This window comes from Spirosoma knui, assembly GCF_054780635.1.
This window is the reverse complement of the sequence record NZ_BAAGVY010000001.1, coordinates 118,078-134,122: the sequence shown is the minus strand read 5'-3', so window position 1 is coordinate 134,122 and position 16,045 is coordinate 118,078. Positions and strand designations below refer to the sequence as shown.

The 16,045-nt window shown below is 50.5% G+C and carries 13 protein-coding genes; 6 read left to right on the top strand and 7 right to left on the bottom strand.

Translation table 11 applies throughout. From position 1 onward, the window contains the following. The first annotated feature begins 7 nt into the window (after positions 1-7). Complete coding sequence (locus tag ACYVIY_RS00490; protein ID WP_460974279.1) at positions 8-784, top strand: glycosyltransferase; 777 nt, start codon at positions 8-10, stop codon at positions 782-784. A gap of 54 nt (positions 785-838) precedes the next feature. Then, positions 839-2,065: a glycosyltransferase gene (locus tag ACYVIY_RS00485; protein WP_460974278.1), complete on the top strand. Its 1,227-nt coding sequence runs from the start codon at positions 839-841 to the stop codon at positions 2,063-2,065. A gap of 27 nt (positions 2,066-2,092) precedes the next feature. Here ACYVIY_RS00485 and ACYVIY_RS00480 read toward each other — a convergent pair whose 3' ends face one another. The 6 genes from ACYVIY_RS00480 to ACYVIY_RS00455 all read right to left on the bottom strand — a co-directional run bounded on the left by ACYVIY_RS00480 (position 2,093) and on the right by ACYVIY_RS00455 (position 8,862). Next, positions 2,093-2,962, bottom strand: a complete 870-nt coding sequence (locus ACYVIY_RS00480; RefSeq protein ID WP_460974277.1) for a glycosyltransferase family 2 protein — start codon at positions 2,960-2,962, stop codon at positions 2,093-2,095. Between the two features lie 77 nt (positions 2,963-3,039). After that, a complete protein-coding gene (locus ACYVIY_RS00475) occupies positions 3,040-3,678 on the bottom strand; it encodes an acyltransferase (protein ID WP_460974276.1) in 639 nt (212 codons plus the stop codon). Between the two features lie 69 nt (positions 3,679-3,747). Then, positions 3,748-4,620 carry an alpha-1,2-fucosyltransferase gene (locus ACYVIY_RS00470; RefSeq protein WP_460974275.1) on the bottom strand — a complete coding sequence of 291 codons (873 nt, stop codon included), beginning with the start codon at positions 4,618-4,620 and terminating at the stop codon, positions 3,748-3,750. Between the two features lie 53 nt (positions 4,621-4,673). After that, positions 4,674-5,627, bottom strand: coding sequence for a hypothetical protein (locus ACYVIY_RS00465; protein WP_460974274.1), 954 nt, complete (start codon positions 5,625-5,627; stop codon positions 4,674-4,676). A gap of 850 nt (positions 5,628-6,477) precedes the next feature. Next, complete coding sequence (locus ACYVIY_RS00460) at positions 6,478-7,578, bottom strand: sialidase family protein (protein ID WP_460974273.1); 1,101 nt, start codon at positions 7,576-7,578, stop codon at positions 6,478-6,480. A 408-nt stretch (positions 7,579-7,986) separates the two neighbouring features. Beyond that, complete coding sequence (locus ACYVIY_RS00455) at positions 7,987-8,862, bottom strand: AraC family transcriptional regulator (RefSeq protein ID WP_460974272.1); 876 nt, start codon at positions 8,860-8,862, stop codon at positions 7,987-7,989. Positions 8,863-9,094: 232 nt separating this feature from the next. On the opposite strand from ACYVIY_RS00455, the gene ACYVIY_RS00450 reads away from it, so the two are divergent. Both ACYVIY_RS00450 and ACYVIY_RS00445 read left to right on the top strand, forming a co-directional pair. Then, complete coding sequence (locus ACYVIY_RS00450) at positions 9,095-10,693, top strand: sodium:solute symporter family protein (RefSeq protein WP_460974271.1); 1,599 nt, start codon at positions 9,095-9,097, stop codon at positions 10,691-10,693. A 19-nt stretch (positions 10,694-10,712) separates the two neighbouring features. Continuing rightward, positions 10,713-11,714, top strand: a complete 1,002-nt coding sequence (locus tag ACYVIY_RS00445) for a dihydrodipicolinate synthase family protein (RefSeq protein WP_460974270.1) — start codon at positions 10,713-10,715, stop codon at positions 11,712-11,714. Positions 11,715-11,802: 88 nt separating this feature from the next. Here ACYVIY_RS00445 and ACYVIY_RS00440 read toward each other — a convergent pair whose 3' ends face one another. Continuing rightward, a complete protein-coding gene (locus ACYVIY_RS00440; RefSeq protein ID WP_460974269.1) occupies positions 11,803-12,546 on the bottom strand; it encodes a 4'-phosphopantetheinyl transferase family protein in 744 nt (247 codons plus the stop codon). Between the two features lie 161 nt (positions 12,547-12,707). Here ACYVIY_RS00440 and ACYVIY_RS00435 point away from each other — a divergent pair, with 161 nt between their 5' ends. Beyond that, positions 12,708-13,676: a gliding motility-associated C-terminal domain-containing protein gene (locus tag ACYVIY_RS00435; RefSeq protein ID WP_460974268.1), complete on the top strand. Its 969-nt coding sequence runs from the start codon at positions 12,708-12,710 to the stop codon at positions 13,674-13,676. A 13-nt stretch (positions 13,677-13,689) separates the two neighbouring features. Next, the gene (locus ACYVIY_RS00430; protein ID WP_460974267.1) at positions 13,690-16,044 is read left to right on the top strand and encodes a T9SS type A sorting domain-containing protein; all 2,355 of its coding nucleotides are present in this window, start codon (positions 13,690-13,692) and stop codon (positions 16,042-16,044) included. Position 16,045: the final 1 nt, after the last annotated feature.

Here is a 16,045-nt window from a genome sequence, read left to right as displayed (position 1 = left end):
CACCACTATGCTTCCTGTCAGTTATCACTTCGACAACGTATCCTTACTGATTACGCATTACAACCGCAGCCATTCACTTCAGCGGCTGCTCGCTACGTTGTCTCAACTGGCCTGCTCCTTCGCGGCAATCGTTGTCTCTGACGATGGCAGTAAACCCGAGCACCAGGAAGTTCTCGTTCGCTTGCAGAAGGAATATGGCTTCTTACTCGTCACTACTCCCAAGAATCGGGGTCTGGGCCACAATATGAACAAGGGGCAGGATGCTGTAACAACGCCGTATACCTTGTACGTTCAGGAAGACTTTGTGCCTAAGCCAACGTTTCCCGACCAGCTCAAAAAATCGCTGGGCTTTATGGACGAAGACCAGACGCTGGACATCGTCCGCTTCTACGCCTATTACGCTTATCCGTACCTGAAGCCATTCACGGCTGAATATGCCGAGATGTATGTGCCGCGCTGGGCGCTGAACTACACGAAGATTTATGTGTACAGCGATCACCCTCATCTGCGCCGAAGTTCGTTCCTGACCAAGTTTGGCCGGTACGCCGAAGGGCTGCACGGTGACCGCACCGAGTACAAAATGTGTATTTCATTTATTCAGCGCGGTGGCCGGGGACTATTCTTTACGGATTTCAAAAGTCTTTTTTCGCAGGAGAACGATGCCGTTGAGCCCAGCACCGTACAACGGGTGGAGTGGACACAAAGCAATAATCCGCTCATTGCGGTTGCCCGGTACGTGTACAGACAGATTCGGTACAACTACGACATTCAGTTCATGCAATAATGTATTGTCGTCTGGCAAACTGTGGACGGTAACGGCAAAAATGCAATAGGTAGTATGGATAGTTTTGACAGTGTCATCTGCGTTAGTCAAACAACCTGGGAAGGCGATTTTCAGAAGTCGGTGGTGCAGTTAATGACCGAGTTGTCGGCCCGTCACCCTGTTCTGTTTATCGACTACCAGTATACCGTGAAAGATTGGGTACGGGGCGTTCAGGGAAAGCAGGATGTTCCGGTTCGGGAGCTGATTGGACTAGCCGATTCGCTAACGAAGAAGACCGGTAAAGACGGGCAGGTGGTTTATGTTTGGACTCCCCCGCTCATGCTGCCCATCAACTGGCTGCCCAACGCGCTGCATGACCGTTTCCTCGCCCTGAACAGCTATCGGTTCATCAACGGCCTGAAGCGGATCATGCGCCGATTAAATATGCGTCGGCCGGTAATCGTCAATGCGCTGAACCCGGTATTTGGCATGCCCATGCTGGATAAGCTGAACGAATTGGCTACGGTTTACTACTGCTTCGATGAAATATCGTTTGAGAGCTGGATCAGCCGACACGGCAGCCGCTACGAACCGCAGTACATTCAGCGCGTTACGTCGGTCATTACTACGTCGGAAAGTCTACGTCAGGCTAAGTCTGCGTTGCAACCCAATACGTTCTGCGTCAAAAATGGCGTCAATTTCGACCTGTTTAATCAGGCATTGGCTTTAGCCGAAGCAAACCCGCCCCAAAAGCAGGTGGTCGGGTATCTGGGCTCGATGGATAATCGAATGGATCTTGAGCTGGTCGAGTACTGCGTTCGCACCATGCCGGACGTATCGTTTCAGTTTATTGGCGAAATCAACCAACCCCTGATCCCGCAGCGCCTGGCGGCTTACCCAAACGTTACGTTTACACCCCCGCATCAGCCCCCGGCGCTTCCGGCCTTACTGGCCAACATGAAGGTGGCCATCATTCCGTATCTGTGTAATGAACACACGTACACAATTTACCCTCTGAAAATCAACGAGTATTTAGCGGCTGGCCTGCCCGTTGTTTCCACTCCGTTTTCGATACTTGACGATTTTGAGGGTGTGGTTGAATTGGCTCGTGAGCCCGAAGCCTTCGCGCAGGCGCTTCGGCGCGCGCTAGCCGACGACAGCCCCGAACGGGTAGCGGAGCGGGTTAACCTGGCCAAAGCCAACTCCTGGGAAAGACGGGCCGAAGCCTTTGAAGCCGTTCTTCACCAGGCCGTACACTCAGCGGCCGCGCCAGCTCTGGTGACGGATAAGGCGCTCTCCTAATCGACAGCACCGGTTAGGAGAGGTGGTTTAGCTAAGGGTGCGCCGAATCCGATCCATAAAGGCTTTTCCCAAACTGCCGTGCGCCAGCAACCGCCGGGCACTCGTCCAGACGTGCGCCCGCGAATCCGTAACACGGTGGATACCTCCTTTTCCCTGCTCACGTAACGACAGCGCCATCCAGCCATCTTCCCCCCGTCTGGCCGAAGGTGGAGGGGGCGTTTTACCGGCCTCAACCAGTTCAGCGACGGACCCTACCGGTCCTGAATCAAGTGCATAGCCGCCAATCGCCAGCGCATCATCCCGCCGAAACGCAAAATTAAATCCGTATACGTTCAGGTAAGGCTTATTAAAGCTCCGGGCAAAGTTCAGGGTATGGCTTACGCGTTCGTAACAGGCCAGGGCAAATCGGGATGTGTTCTGATGCGGCAGAAACGAGTACAGGCCATACGTACAGGCAATGGCTGACTTTTGCAGCGGACTGGTAATGGCGTTAACCCAGTCGGGCGGGTACAGGCAATCCGAGTCAGCATTAGCCACGAACTGGCCCCTGGCTGCTAACAAGCCCGCCTGACGCGCATACGCCACGCCGGGCTGCGTTTCCAGCACGGAACGAACTCCACACTGATCTAAAAACGCCTGCGTCCGATCCGATGAGTTATTGTTAACGACGAGCAATTCGGTAGGCATTGTGAGCCGTTGGCTTGCCAATGACGACAGCGTATTTAACAAACTAGCTTCTTCATTGTAAGCAGGTATAACGATCGAAACCAGCGGGGTTTCCGTCCGGAACTGGGCGAGCCGATTCCGTAATGATTCGAATTGCTCGGACGAGACTTGCGCTGGGTCGTACGTAAACAAATGTTCAGCGATCCAGCCGGGCAGTAGAGGGTTTTTCATTAACCAACGGTCTGCAAATAGTTCGATTAAAAAGAGATAGTGATACGTTACCTGGCCACGTTTTGGCTCTCCAGTAGTTATTGACTTGGGTTCAAAGACAGGGAGCTTTTTACCCACTGCCCGGATGTAGGGTCATACTGCTTTAAGATGCGCGCTGGATTACCACCGACAACGGTATAGGCCGGTACATTTCGGGTAACGACACTCCCACCCGCTACCACGGAATGACGGCCAATTGTAACGCCCGCGGTAACCGTAACATTAGCACCCAGCCAACACTCATCTTCCACAACAATGCGGTGCGTCGTGACGGGTTGTTCGCAGATTGGCACCTGAATATCTTCGTACGAATGGTTAAGGCCCGACAACACTACGTGCTGGGCGATGATTACGTCGGAACCAATCGTTACCGGACCAATCAGCACGGACCCGATACCGACCAGACTGCGCTCGCCGATGTGTACGCTACCGACACCGTTATTGACCACGCAAAAATCTTCGACCGTACTCGAAGCGCCAATCGAAAACGGATTAAAGGGCAGTACGTCCAGGCGGGCACGCGACCGGATGGAAGAAGACCGAGCCCGTTCATGAACAAACGGATTGACAAACCAACTGACCCAACGCCGGGGCCTAGCCTGGTTTGCTGGAATCAGCAGCCAGTGCACGAATCGTTTCAGAGCTGGCTTACGGTCGATAATTTCTTTAATGTTCATGTCTAGATTCTGATCCGGTGCTTTGTTGAACAGAACAGAGCTACTCTTTTTTCGTACACCTCCTATAGACTACAGCCGCAGCCACGAGGGCGGTATCAGATCGTCGGTATTACAGTCTGGCTTATTTCTGAACCACTGTTTGGGCGCAATAACTCTTTTCGTTTTGAGCGGGTTAAGCCAGGCTCCCCACCAGCTATACGAACTATTGGCGATAACGTGATGCTGGCATAGACTCATAAGCTGTAGATCGTCCAAATCAGCATTCTCGCCGATGTTGGAAACAAAAGTGTGGGGTACATCCAGCCCCAGATTGGCCTGTACCCACGCCTGATCGTCGCTGAATACAAACAGGTGTAGGTTTGGGAACTGCTTTTTCAATAGTTCGATGGCGGCCTGGTAATAGTCGAGTCCTACGAAACCAAAAGTCTTGCTAAACTCAGGATGCGCTACGTAGTCACCCCGACGAATGTGTACCGAAACGGGCGTCGTACTGGTTTCAATGGCCCGTTGATACGTAGTGAAAGCAAGTCCGTGCTGGTGCGTAAACGAAAGTTCGGCCCTGATCAAATCTGCATACGTCTCAAAATAAGATTCGGATTGCCAGAAACCGTCGAGGGTAAGCAAACGAGCGTTGGCACGTAATACGGAGGGGTTAAACTGGAACTGTCTTTCCTGAACGAGTTCAATTAGTGGTTTCAATGTACGGCCGGGTAGCAGTTTCGTGGCCTTCGCTACGAATCGGTATGGCGATGCGTTTAATACCCGATAGTTGATATTGAAGTGCTGAAGCCGGAACAGCCGGGCCGTATCCGACGCATACGTCTGGTTATAGTAGCTGAGGTCAAAGTAAAGCGATGCCTGGTTCCGCAGCGAAAGGCTACGCGCCAGCGCATACTGGAACAACTGATTTCCCAGACCACTTGTGATTTTAGCAACAACCATAGCCATATTGGACCTTAAGCGCAAACAGGGGCAGCTCGCCCGATTTTCTGGTTTTAATAGTATGTTTCGAGATACGGAAGGACTTCCTGATCGGTCTTGGCGAGCAGTATTTTAGCACCTGACAAGGCCGGGAAAATAGTCGCGTACTCGTTGAACTGATGCTCCATTCCCCCTTCCGGACTCGATACAATGATGTTGATACCACCGAAGTAACTGGCCAGGGCGGCCGTACCCCCGTGTACAGATATGAACCGATCACAGTTTGCATAAACCAGGAGCTGCAGGTGGTTAAAATTCCGCACAGCTGTCCGGTGCTGTTCGAACAGGTCACTCATCATAATTACTTCGGGATACGTATCCCGTAACCATTGGTGCTCGTTGAGGTCAAGAATCTCGCTGTTGTCCTCCACAATCTGAGTGGGCAGCGGCCGGTTGTAAATAATCTGATAACGATCCTTATAAGTCGACACAATCTTGTCGAGCACGGGGATGCTCAAAAAGTTCATCGGTGGCTTATCCCACTCAATATTATACTTGTTGGCAATCACCAGTATCGGTTTATCGAAGGTGATCAACTCATTGCGGTAGTGTGCTTTTAGAGGCACCTGCGCCCGTTTCACCGATTTAAACGATGAACCGTGGGTCATACTGGGTACATCGTAATAATCATATCCGGCCTGCCATTCCCGGACTGGGTACCGTTCATCATGGTTCTCACTGAAGAAATAAAACTCTTTGGTATCGGCACAGGAGATGGTTTGCAGGAGCGTACCGTTCAAATGATGCCAATAAGCAAACGGCAGCACATGGATGATTTCGGACTGAAACTCGCCGTGGTATTCAATGACCTTGTACTTCTTTTTGATGAAGAAATCCTGCGCTACAAACCGAACCTGGTTTAATCGGCAGAAATAATTATCCCGCACAAAATAGCGTAGATCGCGTCGTATACCTGGGTTTTTGAGTGTGGCTACTACGTACAGAAACTTCAGAATCAATCGCTGCATACAACGAGCGTGTAGAGAACTAACTAGCTACCTTAATCAACAAGAAAGTTACTTAACCTGGGTTCGATAGACTATAATCTACCAGGTATCTCTTTTAAGACTGAATAATAGCGATTGGGTGACAGGTAAAGACCAATTTAATTTGATTGTGAATCAAGAGTGGAAAAATGGCAAACGTAGTGGAAGAACTAAACTTGTAGAATGCTACTGCACCAATTTCTATGAATTACGCAAGGGCAGGCACATAGTTTTTGACGTAGCATATTTCTGGACCCGACGCACAACAGCGCGGACTCGTAAATCAGCTTGCTGCGGCCGCGCTAATGACCGCATGCCTTCGTTCAGGTTGCGCTCATAATATCCTTGAAGATTTGATATGATACCCAGATAGATTAAGGCTTTTAAGCGTTCACACGCTTGGTGACTCCCTTTGGTTTTGCCGCAAATGCCTTTTGTTCGGTCAAAGGAATAGTCAGTACGTTGTATGAAAGCTGGTTTCTGGGGACAGGCAATGTACGAACGCGTGTTCACCGACAAAGTGTCGATTATAAGCGCCCACAGGTCCGAGTTCAGATGAGTTGCCTCTGAGCCGAGGCACAAAGATTTTAAACGAAGAATGAGGTAATTGTTTCCGAGTCTACTTTCCTGATTTCCGGCCTCAGCTATTGTATCTACTCCAATGACAGCCTGACCTTACTTTTCCCACACGTTTTGATGTTCTTCTTGTAGTTTGCTCAATCTGCGGGTGGTTAGTGCTAATCCCGCTCGGTTGCATCAGACCTCCGCACGCTTGTAGGCGCACAATACGAATCAAGCCGAGTAAACTCTACTCATTGGTATAGTGCCTTAATTAGTCTTTCAGTTTCATCGGATCAATCACCCCGTACTTGACTGAGTACCGGTTATAGGTGTAGGTGATATGTACCTTCCCATCCGCTGACTGGATGATGGCGGGATAGGAATATCCATGCTCATTTGGTACATTTTCTAACGTCATCACCGGCTTCCACGATTTACCGTCTACCGATACGGCCAGGTTCAGCATGTTTCGACCTTTGGGTTCGTTGCCCTGCTGGGTGGTGTGGTTATAAATCAGCAACTGTCGACCGTCCCGGAGCGTAACGGCGTCGGTCCCCGAATTCGGATTGGGTAAATCTAATCCTGTGAGCTTACTCCACGTATTTCCCTTATCGGTCGACCAGGTCTGAAAAACAACATTCTGCCGGGTCCGGCCGATGGCCTGTAGGCTTCCGTTGGCGTAGGTCAGCAGACTGGGCTGGATAGCATCGAATTCAACTCCGTCATTGATTGGCCCCACAACGCGCCAGGTTTTGCCCCCGTCCCGGCTGATTTCGAAGTGTACTTTCCAGTACGTTTCCTTCCCCACCATATATTCGGTACTGGACGGAGAAATGATGGTGCCATCCGCCAATTGAGTGGGTTTGTTTTTGACCGGACCGATCAAATGACCGATTTTCTTGTCTTCTCCCATCTTTACTGGTTTTGACCAAGTCTTTCCATTATCCGTGGAGGTTATTACCATGCCCCACCAGCTACGCGGATCAGGCCCAACCTTGTAGAAAAGCATCAGAGGACCACCTTTCGGCATGAACAGCACAGGATTCCAGCATGGATAACGGAGCGTATCATTGATTATACCGTTGACGACCTCTTCTGGCCAGGTCCACTTGCCATTCACCAATCTGGATACGCGGATACCAACGTCGGGATGCCTTTCCTCCGTGCCAGAAAAGAAAGCGCTCACCAGACCGGAGGGCGTTTCTACAATAGTTGACGCGTGTACCTGGGGGGTGGGCCGGTTGTCTAAGGGGTAAATCAGCTCGCCTTTCAGATAGGCTCCCTTACCTAGTTTGGCTAAGGGCGGCAGGGTTTGTCCGTAACCAACAAATACACACAGAGCGGTTAATGCGGTTAGTAATGACTTTTTCATTGGCTTCGGTGGGTTTACATATACTAGGGTTAATACTCGCCGTCAGCATCGGTAGTAGTCTGCTTCACTCCAATTGGAACGTCCGGCACTACCTGTCGATTCACCTCCCATGCCGTTCTACGTACCGGTATATTCTGGCACTCTGCTTTGGTTGGTGAAAAGGCCGTTTCAGCTAGTTGATGCGAATCGAGTATCCAAGTCAATGCAGTACACTTCACGGCTTCATGACCCTACGTAACAACGCAGCTATCGTCTCAATAAAATTTAAGTTTTCCTACACAAAGGACTATTAATTGACAAAAATAGGACGCTCAAAGTCAGATATAATGTCCACGAATATCATTTTTGTGTATTGTTTTATCATAAAATGCCTTTCTAACCAGATTTGCTTCTCACTGGAAATCGCCTTCAGATGTACTCTTGTGAATATTTTAGTCTGTAATCGCTGGGCGTAACGCCTTTGATCCGTTTAAATTGACGGTAGAAATTAGATAGATTGTTGAAGCCGCTGTCAAAGCAGATCATTTCGGTATTCAACTGATTATCAATCAGCGCCCGACAGGCATGATTGATCCGGATTTCAAGTAAAAAGTCATGATACGTTTTGTGCGTCATCATTTTGAAATACCGGCAAAACGAAGTTGTACTCAGATTAGCCACCGAAGCAATCTCATCCAGGGTAATATCTTTGCCATAATTAGCCATTGTATAGCTGCACACCCGATTCAATCGTACAGTTTCCGCTTCATTAGACTGGTAAAACCGATGAGCCGTGGCAATCGTCTCGTAGTCGTCCGACTCGGCCAGGGTGGTGAGAGCCGTTAAAAGAAGGCTTAATCGTTGAAGGGGTGTCGCTTTAATCGTCTGCTGCATTAATCCGGCTATCCTTCCATTTACTTCTCCTTTCAGTAACAACCCCTGTTTTGCCTTTTCGTAAAGCCGACGAATAGCATGGGTTTCAACCATATTGAGAAAATCATTGCCCAAACAATCGGGTCGAAATTGAATGACAATAGCTTCGACCTGTAAATCTGATTGCTCATCAAAATACTCTTTATTGCACCGCCAAGTGTGGGGTAGGTTCTCCCCTAACAGCAACAGTTCACCAGTTGAAAAATTGCTCACATTATCGCCAATAAATCGAACGCCCTCCCCCCGAATGACATAGTGCAGTTCCAACTCAGGATGGTAATGCCAGATTGTACCAAAATTTGGCTTGATGTCGTGCCGGACGCTAAAGGCACTTTGGGCGTCAATGGGAACCCGGTGAAATTGAGGCTTCATTTATGCTAATTTTCTACACTATTTGGCGAATTGAAGGTATAAGAGGTAATAACTCCTGATCTAATTTTACCAGGAAAATTAAATAAACTATTAGTTTTCTAACAAATCGAGGGTCATAAGACAATTATGTGTTAGTCTTCCTAAACCCAATCGATTTCTACGAATCGGTCTTTCATGGCGTGGATTAACATGGCGTTGCTTTTAAATGGTTCTCTGACTTAGTACTACCCTAATGAAAACCTTACCTCTTCTAGACCTGATCATTATTCTGTTTTACCTGGGGAGTATGGTAGCTGTAGGCGTCTATTTTTCCCGTAAGACGGCCAATGCCGATCAATTCACGACCGCAGCAGGACGGATTCCGGGCTGGGCCATCGGCATGTCCATTTATGCTACCTTCCTGAGCAGCAATACGTTTTTGGGAGTACCCGGCAAGGCGTTCGGATCAAACTGGAATTCGTTCGTTTTTAGCCTGTCAATGCCCTTAGCGGCCTGGGTTGCTACTCGCTTTTTTGTGCCTTTTTACCGGCACTCAGGCGAGGTATCAGCCTACTCCCATTTAGAGCATCGGTTTGGGCCCTGGGCCAGAACTTACGCCGTATGTTGTTTTCTGCTTACTCAACTGGCCCGGATGGGGTCCATTTTTTTCGGTATAGCCCTAAGCCTGCAGGCGCTGACGGGTTACTCGATGGAAACGGTCATGCTCGTTGTAGGCAGTTGTATTATTCTCTACACGGTACTGGGCGGTATCGAAGCTGTCATCTGGACCGAGGTGGTTCAGGGGGTAATCAAAACAGGCGGAGCGGTTATTATACTTTGGTTGGTGATCAATGGTTTACCCGGAGGGTTAGGCCAGGTGCTGTCCGTTGGTCATGCCAACGACAAGTTTAGTCTTGGCAGTTTTGCTCCCGATTTCTCTGGTCCCACGTTCTGGGTGGTGTTATTGTATGGCTTCTTTATGAACCTCAATAACTTTGGTATGGATCAGAATTATGTTCAGCGCTATCATTCCACAGGATCTATTCGGGAAGCAAACCAGTCGGTTTGGCTGTGCGTCTACCTCTACGTACCAATTTCGCTCCTGTTCTTTTTTCTCGGGTCAAGCCTGTACGTGTATTACCAGAACAATCCCGAACTGCTCAATGCCGTTCGGATGCAGGTAGCCGCCGAACGCTTGCCAAACGGAAACTTATCTGCCCTTCGGCAGGTAGCCAATAGCCTGAGCCTAGCTGATGTAGGCGACAAAATCATGCCTCATTTTATGGTCAACAAAGTCCCCGTTGGCTTAGTTGGCCTGATTGTAGCCGCCATTATGTCGGCCGCTATGAGCACCATCAGTTCGGGAATGAATGCTTCGGCTACCGTTTTTTCAGCGGATATTTACCAGCGATACGTTACCTCTGAGTTAAGTTCAAAACAGTCGTTGCGACTGCTCTATATCGCTACCACCGGTTTCGGCGTTTTGGGGATGCTGACGGGGATCGCTATGATTGGCATCAAGAGCGTATTGGATAGCTGGTGGCTCCTGTCGGGCATCTTTGCCGGGGGTATGCTGGGATTGTTTCTGCTCGGCCTCATTTCAAAAACTGCGGGCAATACACAGGCACTTACCGCAACGATAATTGGGGTGCTGGTTATTATCTGGATGACCTTCTCAAACCGGCTACCCAATGATCTAAAAGCATTCCAAAGCCCTTTTCATTCGAACATGATCATGGTTGTCGGCACCCTGACGATCTTTTTAGTTGGGCTTTTCCTGAGCAAGCTCCGTCCGCAAAGTCCGAAACTACCTAACGCTGTTGACAGTCTGCCATCAGCCGTAACCCGTTAAAGCCTTATCTGCTATAACTATGCCTCATTCTTTCCCCTTGCCTATTTCGTCTGACCACGCCTTGCCCCGTGGATTTATTCCCGTTATGCTGACTCCGTTTTGCGACGATGGGGCCGTTGACTGGAAAGGATTATCTCACCTAACCGATTTCTATTTGGAAACCGGAGCGGCCGGTTTATTTGCTAACTGTTTGTCCAGCGAAATGTATGAACTGACTGAAGCCGAACGGCTGGCCGTCACGCAGCAAGTGGTCAGGCAGGTGGCAGGCCGGGCCCCAGTCGTAGCTACTGGCACCTTTCAAGGAACAACTGACCAACAGGCGGACTTTATAAAGCGCATCTACGATACGGGAATCCAGGCCGTGATCATTACAACCAATCAGTTGGTCCGCCAGGACGAGAGTGACGCAGTTTTACTCGAACGATTTCACCGGCTTCTGGATTTGACCGAAAACATACCGGTTGGAATCTATGAGTGTCCAGTGCCCTACAAGCGGCTCATTACTAGTGCGATCCTGACTGAATTACTACCGACTAAGCGACTGATTTACCTCAAGGATACGAGTTTAGATGCCGATGAAGTGGCCCGCCGACTGGAGGCAGCCAAGGGCTACACGTTTGGTTTGTACGACGCGTACTTGGTTAATGCCGTATCGTCGCTGCAAGCCGGGGCTGCGGGTCTCTCCTGTATTCAGGGGAATATCTTTCCCGAACTAATCAGTTGGGTATGCGCCCACGTCCATCAACCGGCCCACCAGGAAGAGGTTATGCGGTTGCAGCGGTTCTTTACGGAATGCATGGATTTAGTGCATACGGCTTATCCAACCATCGCTAAATACAGCCTGCAAAAGCGAGGTGTTCCGATTTCGCTCTACACCCGCCGACAGGTTGAGCCGCTTACGCCGGTGCTGCGCAAGGCGATCGATGAATTAATGGATTCAGCAGCACAGCTTTGTGAGGAGCTTGGTATAAACTTGTCTTCTGGTAAAGCGGTTGATCAATTGGGTAGGGTTATAAGATAGCAGCCGGGTTCGATCGAAAGAAAGAGCTATCCTGCACTGCTTAGGCCGATTAACCATAGGGCTCCACGTGACCAGATCAATCGATTGGTCAGAAAATGGAAGACGCAACCGTATAAAACTTAGGGTCGGGCCACGTAGCGTTATAAGCAACGGCCCCCAGGTACTGCTCTGCCACGGTAAACCCGGCCACCTGCCAGTTGCCTTCGGCGCTGAGCAACGTACTCGCAACCTGATGGACGCCATCCAGCGCCGGTATCTGAACGAAATCATCGTCCAGCCCTTTGGCGGTTGCTTTTACCAGTGCCTCTTTTCGGGTCCATAGCTGGCAGAATCGGTCTTGGGGGACTTCGCTGGCTTCAATATACGCCCGTTCGTCAGCCGTAAAGCTGTGCGCCATTACGTCTCCAATGGGAAAATCAGCTTTTATGTATTCTACATCAATGCCCACGTTGGCCGCTCCCACAGCGATAAGAACCCAGCAGCCAGAGTGTGATACGTTAAAATGCAAAGCAGGATAGTTCGGCAGGTAAGGCTTTTTGTTAGCTCCCTCGGCCAGGCGGATAGCGCCAGGATGCAGCCCCGTATACGTACCTAGCAGGACGCGCAGTAAGGCTCTGGCATACACGAACCGGCAGTGGTCCTCAGTTCGGCGGTACCGGCGTGCCCGCTGCCATTCGTCCGCCGACAATACATCATACGCAGGCGAGGGCGGTTGCGCGAAATCGGGGATCTGTAACCGAAAAACGGCGAACTCGGCCGAAGGAAAGCAGGCAGCCTGGTCGTGCCACACGAAGTCAGTAAGCGTACGACAACGGACAGACGCATACTCCATGCTGGTCTGGTAAGATGATGACAACGTTAAATTATTACTTTGTGACCAAAAATATTAAATTATTAATAGATTAATCCGATAAGCCCGTGACTTAACCGATAAGTTATAGTCTTAACTATCAACAAGAGCCCCCACAGTAGAGGGCTTTTTTAGAGGATGCTATGTTACGGCTGCGTCAAGCATTACGGTTAATTTCACTACTTATTATAGGGTGTTTGTGTGCTACTGGCAGGCCTGTTTCCGCTCAAACCTGCCCCTCCTTATCAAGCGCGCTAACCATTAATCAGTCATTCGGCCGCGGCAATTCGAAACCGTCGCTAACGGGTCTGACTTCGTATCAATACGTATCGGCCAATTGCCCGGAGGATGGGGAATACACCGTAGCGAGCGCCGTTGACGGAAGTTGCTTCGGGTTCTTATGGCACAACCTGCCCGAAGACCACACCCCGAACGACGTTGACGGAAACATGCTCATTATTAATGGTTCGCGGGAGTCGGGTGAGTTTTATCGGCAGCCAATCATTGGATTATGCCCCGGTACGACCTACGAATTTTCGGTATGGGGCGTCAATTTGTTAAAAAAAGGCGTGTGTACGTACCCGCTTATTCCGAAGCTATCCATCAGCATCGAAACCGTAAGTGGGCAGGTTCTACAAACGATTGACATCGGCTCGATTCCCGAAACGGATGCGCCACAATGGCGACAGTTTGCCACCCTGTTCACCGCACCGATCACAACCGAAGAAGTAGTGGTTAAGCTGATTAATAAACAGGGTGACGGCGGCTGTGGAAACGACCTGGCCCTTGATGATTTCCAGCTCAAGCAGTGCGAAGTTTGTCCACCAACCCCGGTTTACGTACCGGATGCCTTCACGCCAAACAGCGACGGTATGAACGACAATCTGGTGGTTCGGTTAGGCGGGGCGGTTTCCTTCAACCTGAGGGTGTTTGATCGGTGGGGCAATGTTGTGTTCAACAGCGATGCCCTCACTAACCACTGGAACGGAGATTACGCGGGTGTGCCCTGTCCAACCGGAAAGTATTCCTGGGCCATTACTTATCAACTTACCGACCCCTCGAACGTAGTGAAACAGTACGTTCAGACGGGCACCGTTATGCTTTTACGCTAATCCATTACTGGCTATGCTGACCTCTTCCTCTAATTCCCGACTCCGAAAGTCGATCCTGACGCTGACCATAGCGTTTGGTACCCTTCTGCTGTTCGCCAATGCCGAAGAATGTAGTCCACTGCCAATCCGCTCACGGATGGTAACATCAGCGTCGGCGCTGGAAAGCGGAAAAATTCCAATTGTACCGAGCCGTTGGTATCAGGTCAATAACGTCAGTAATGGGCTGGAAGGACTCTTCGACGGGATCACCGACGTACCGGTCCGGACGGGCTGGAGCAAACTGGTGGAGAACTATGACGCGTATTACCCGTTGCTCGAGGGCGAAAAGATGACCATTGAGCGGATTCGGTTCTACGATAGCGAAGGCACCAACGAGGATGCGCCCATGACCTTGTCTATTATCACTGATAAGTGGGAACGCATTCCGATCGCCAGTTTTGTCGGTACTACGTATAACAACTGGGTGGGCCCCGATCCGGATAACCTTACGGAGTTTGCTTTGAAAGCACCCGTGTCGAACGCCCGTTATCTGGTCATTAACACCTCCGGCGCGTATCCATCCGAAATGGAGTTGTACGGCACCTACCAGCCCGGAAAGGCACCAACGCCTACCCCCGTTCGATCGACTCCGTTCCGGCAGTCCATCGGGGCAAACGCTTTCGAATGGAACGTCGAAGACGGCCTCTCACCCTGGCAGGTCGACGAAGCCCGCATCAAAGCACTGCAGGGATTTTTTGCTATCCGGCACTACATGGATTGGGAAAAGCTCGAAGAGCAGGAAGGGCACTATACGTACAACCCGACGTTGAACGGTAGCTGGCACTACGATGTCATGTATGAACGGCTCAAAGCCGAAGGTATCGAAGTACTTGCCTGTCTGAAAACGATTCCGAAGTGGCTACAGGAGACGTATCCGCCTGACGAACGCGATGGTGAAAACGTACCGGCCCCTTACGGCAGCGACCTGTCGTCACCGGCTTCTTACATCGCGCAGGCTAAAGTGGGATTTCAATACATTGCCCGGTACGGCAGCAACAAAAATGTCGATCCTTCGCTGGTTAAAGTAAGCCCCATTACGACCTGGGCCGGTACCAATACCGTGAAGATTGGGATGGACCTGATTCACTACATCGAGTGCGAAAACGAGCGGGATAAAACCTGGAAGGGACGTAAAGCGTACCAGACGGCCCGTGAGTACGCGGCCAACCTATCGGCCTTCTACGATGGGCATAAAAACACGCTTGGACCCGGCGTCGGGGTTAAAAATGCCGACCCCTCCGTTCAGGTCGCTATCGGCGGCCTCGCAGCTTCGACCACCGATTATTTGAGAGCCATGATTGACTGGTGCCGCGAATTTAGAGGCTATAAGCCCAACGGGCAGATCAATCTCTGTTGGGATATTATTAATCAGCACCTGTACGCTACTGATACCAAGCTGTCGCAGGATGGCGACTCCGAGCGGGGTGCCGCACCGGAAGTAGCCGAAGTTGGCAAACGCGCAGCTGCCTTTGTCGACATCGCGCACCAGTACGCCAACGACATGCCAGTCTGGATTACCGAAGCAGGCTATGACATTAACCAGGGAAGCCCTATCCGAGCCATTCCGATTGGTCGCAAATCGGCCCTGGAAACGCAGGCTGACTGGACGTTACGTACCGCTTTGCTGTACACGCGGGTAGGCATCGACCGGCTGTATTTTTATCAATTGTACGACGACAACATCCAGAATCCGGTACAGTTCAGCTCGATGGGGCTGATCAACGACAATAAAACTCGCAAACCGGCCGCCGATTATTTGATTCAGGCCCGGAAGCTAATCGGTGATTATCGGTACAAAGAAACCATCAACAGCGATCCAGTCGTCGACCGGTATGAACTGGATGGCCGCTCGGCCTACGTCTTGCTGATTCCCGATGAGCAGGGCCGGGCGGGTACGTATAATTTGTCGGTCCCGAAAGGAGATACGGTCAAATTGTATTCACCCACAATTGGCTCGGACGTAATGACCAGAACCACAAAAGTGAGTCTAACTGGAACCATTCCGCTGACTGTCACCGAAACACCCTTGTTTGCCCTCTTATCCTCTACGAACGGCAGTGAAGCCAGCAATCTGCTCAACTCGCTCCGTGTCTACCCTACCCCTGCGGCCGAATACGTTGAACTTACCCTGGAAAATGGTAGCATGGACACGGTGGACGTAACGGTTTTTAGCAACTCAGGCCAACGGATTAAACAGGTAAAGCTGGCGAAGACAAATCGGGTCTTCTCCGAGCGCGTCGATATCAGCACCCTTCCCTACGGGCTGTATGTACTCGAAGTTCGCCAGGGCGAGTCACGAGTTGCCAAGAAAATCATTCGGGCGCATTAAG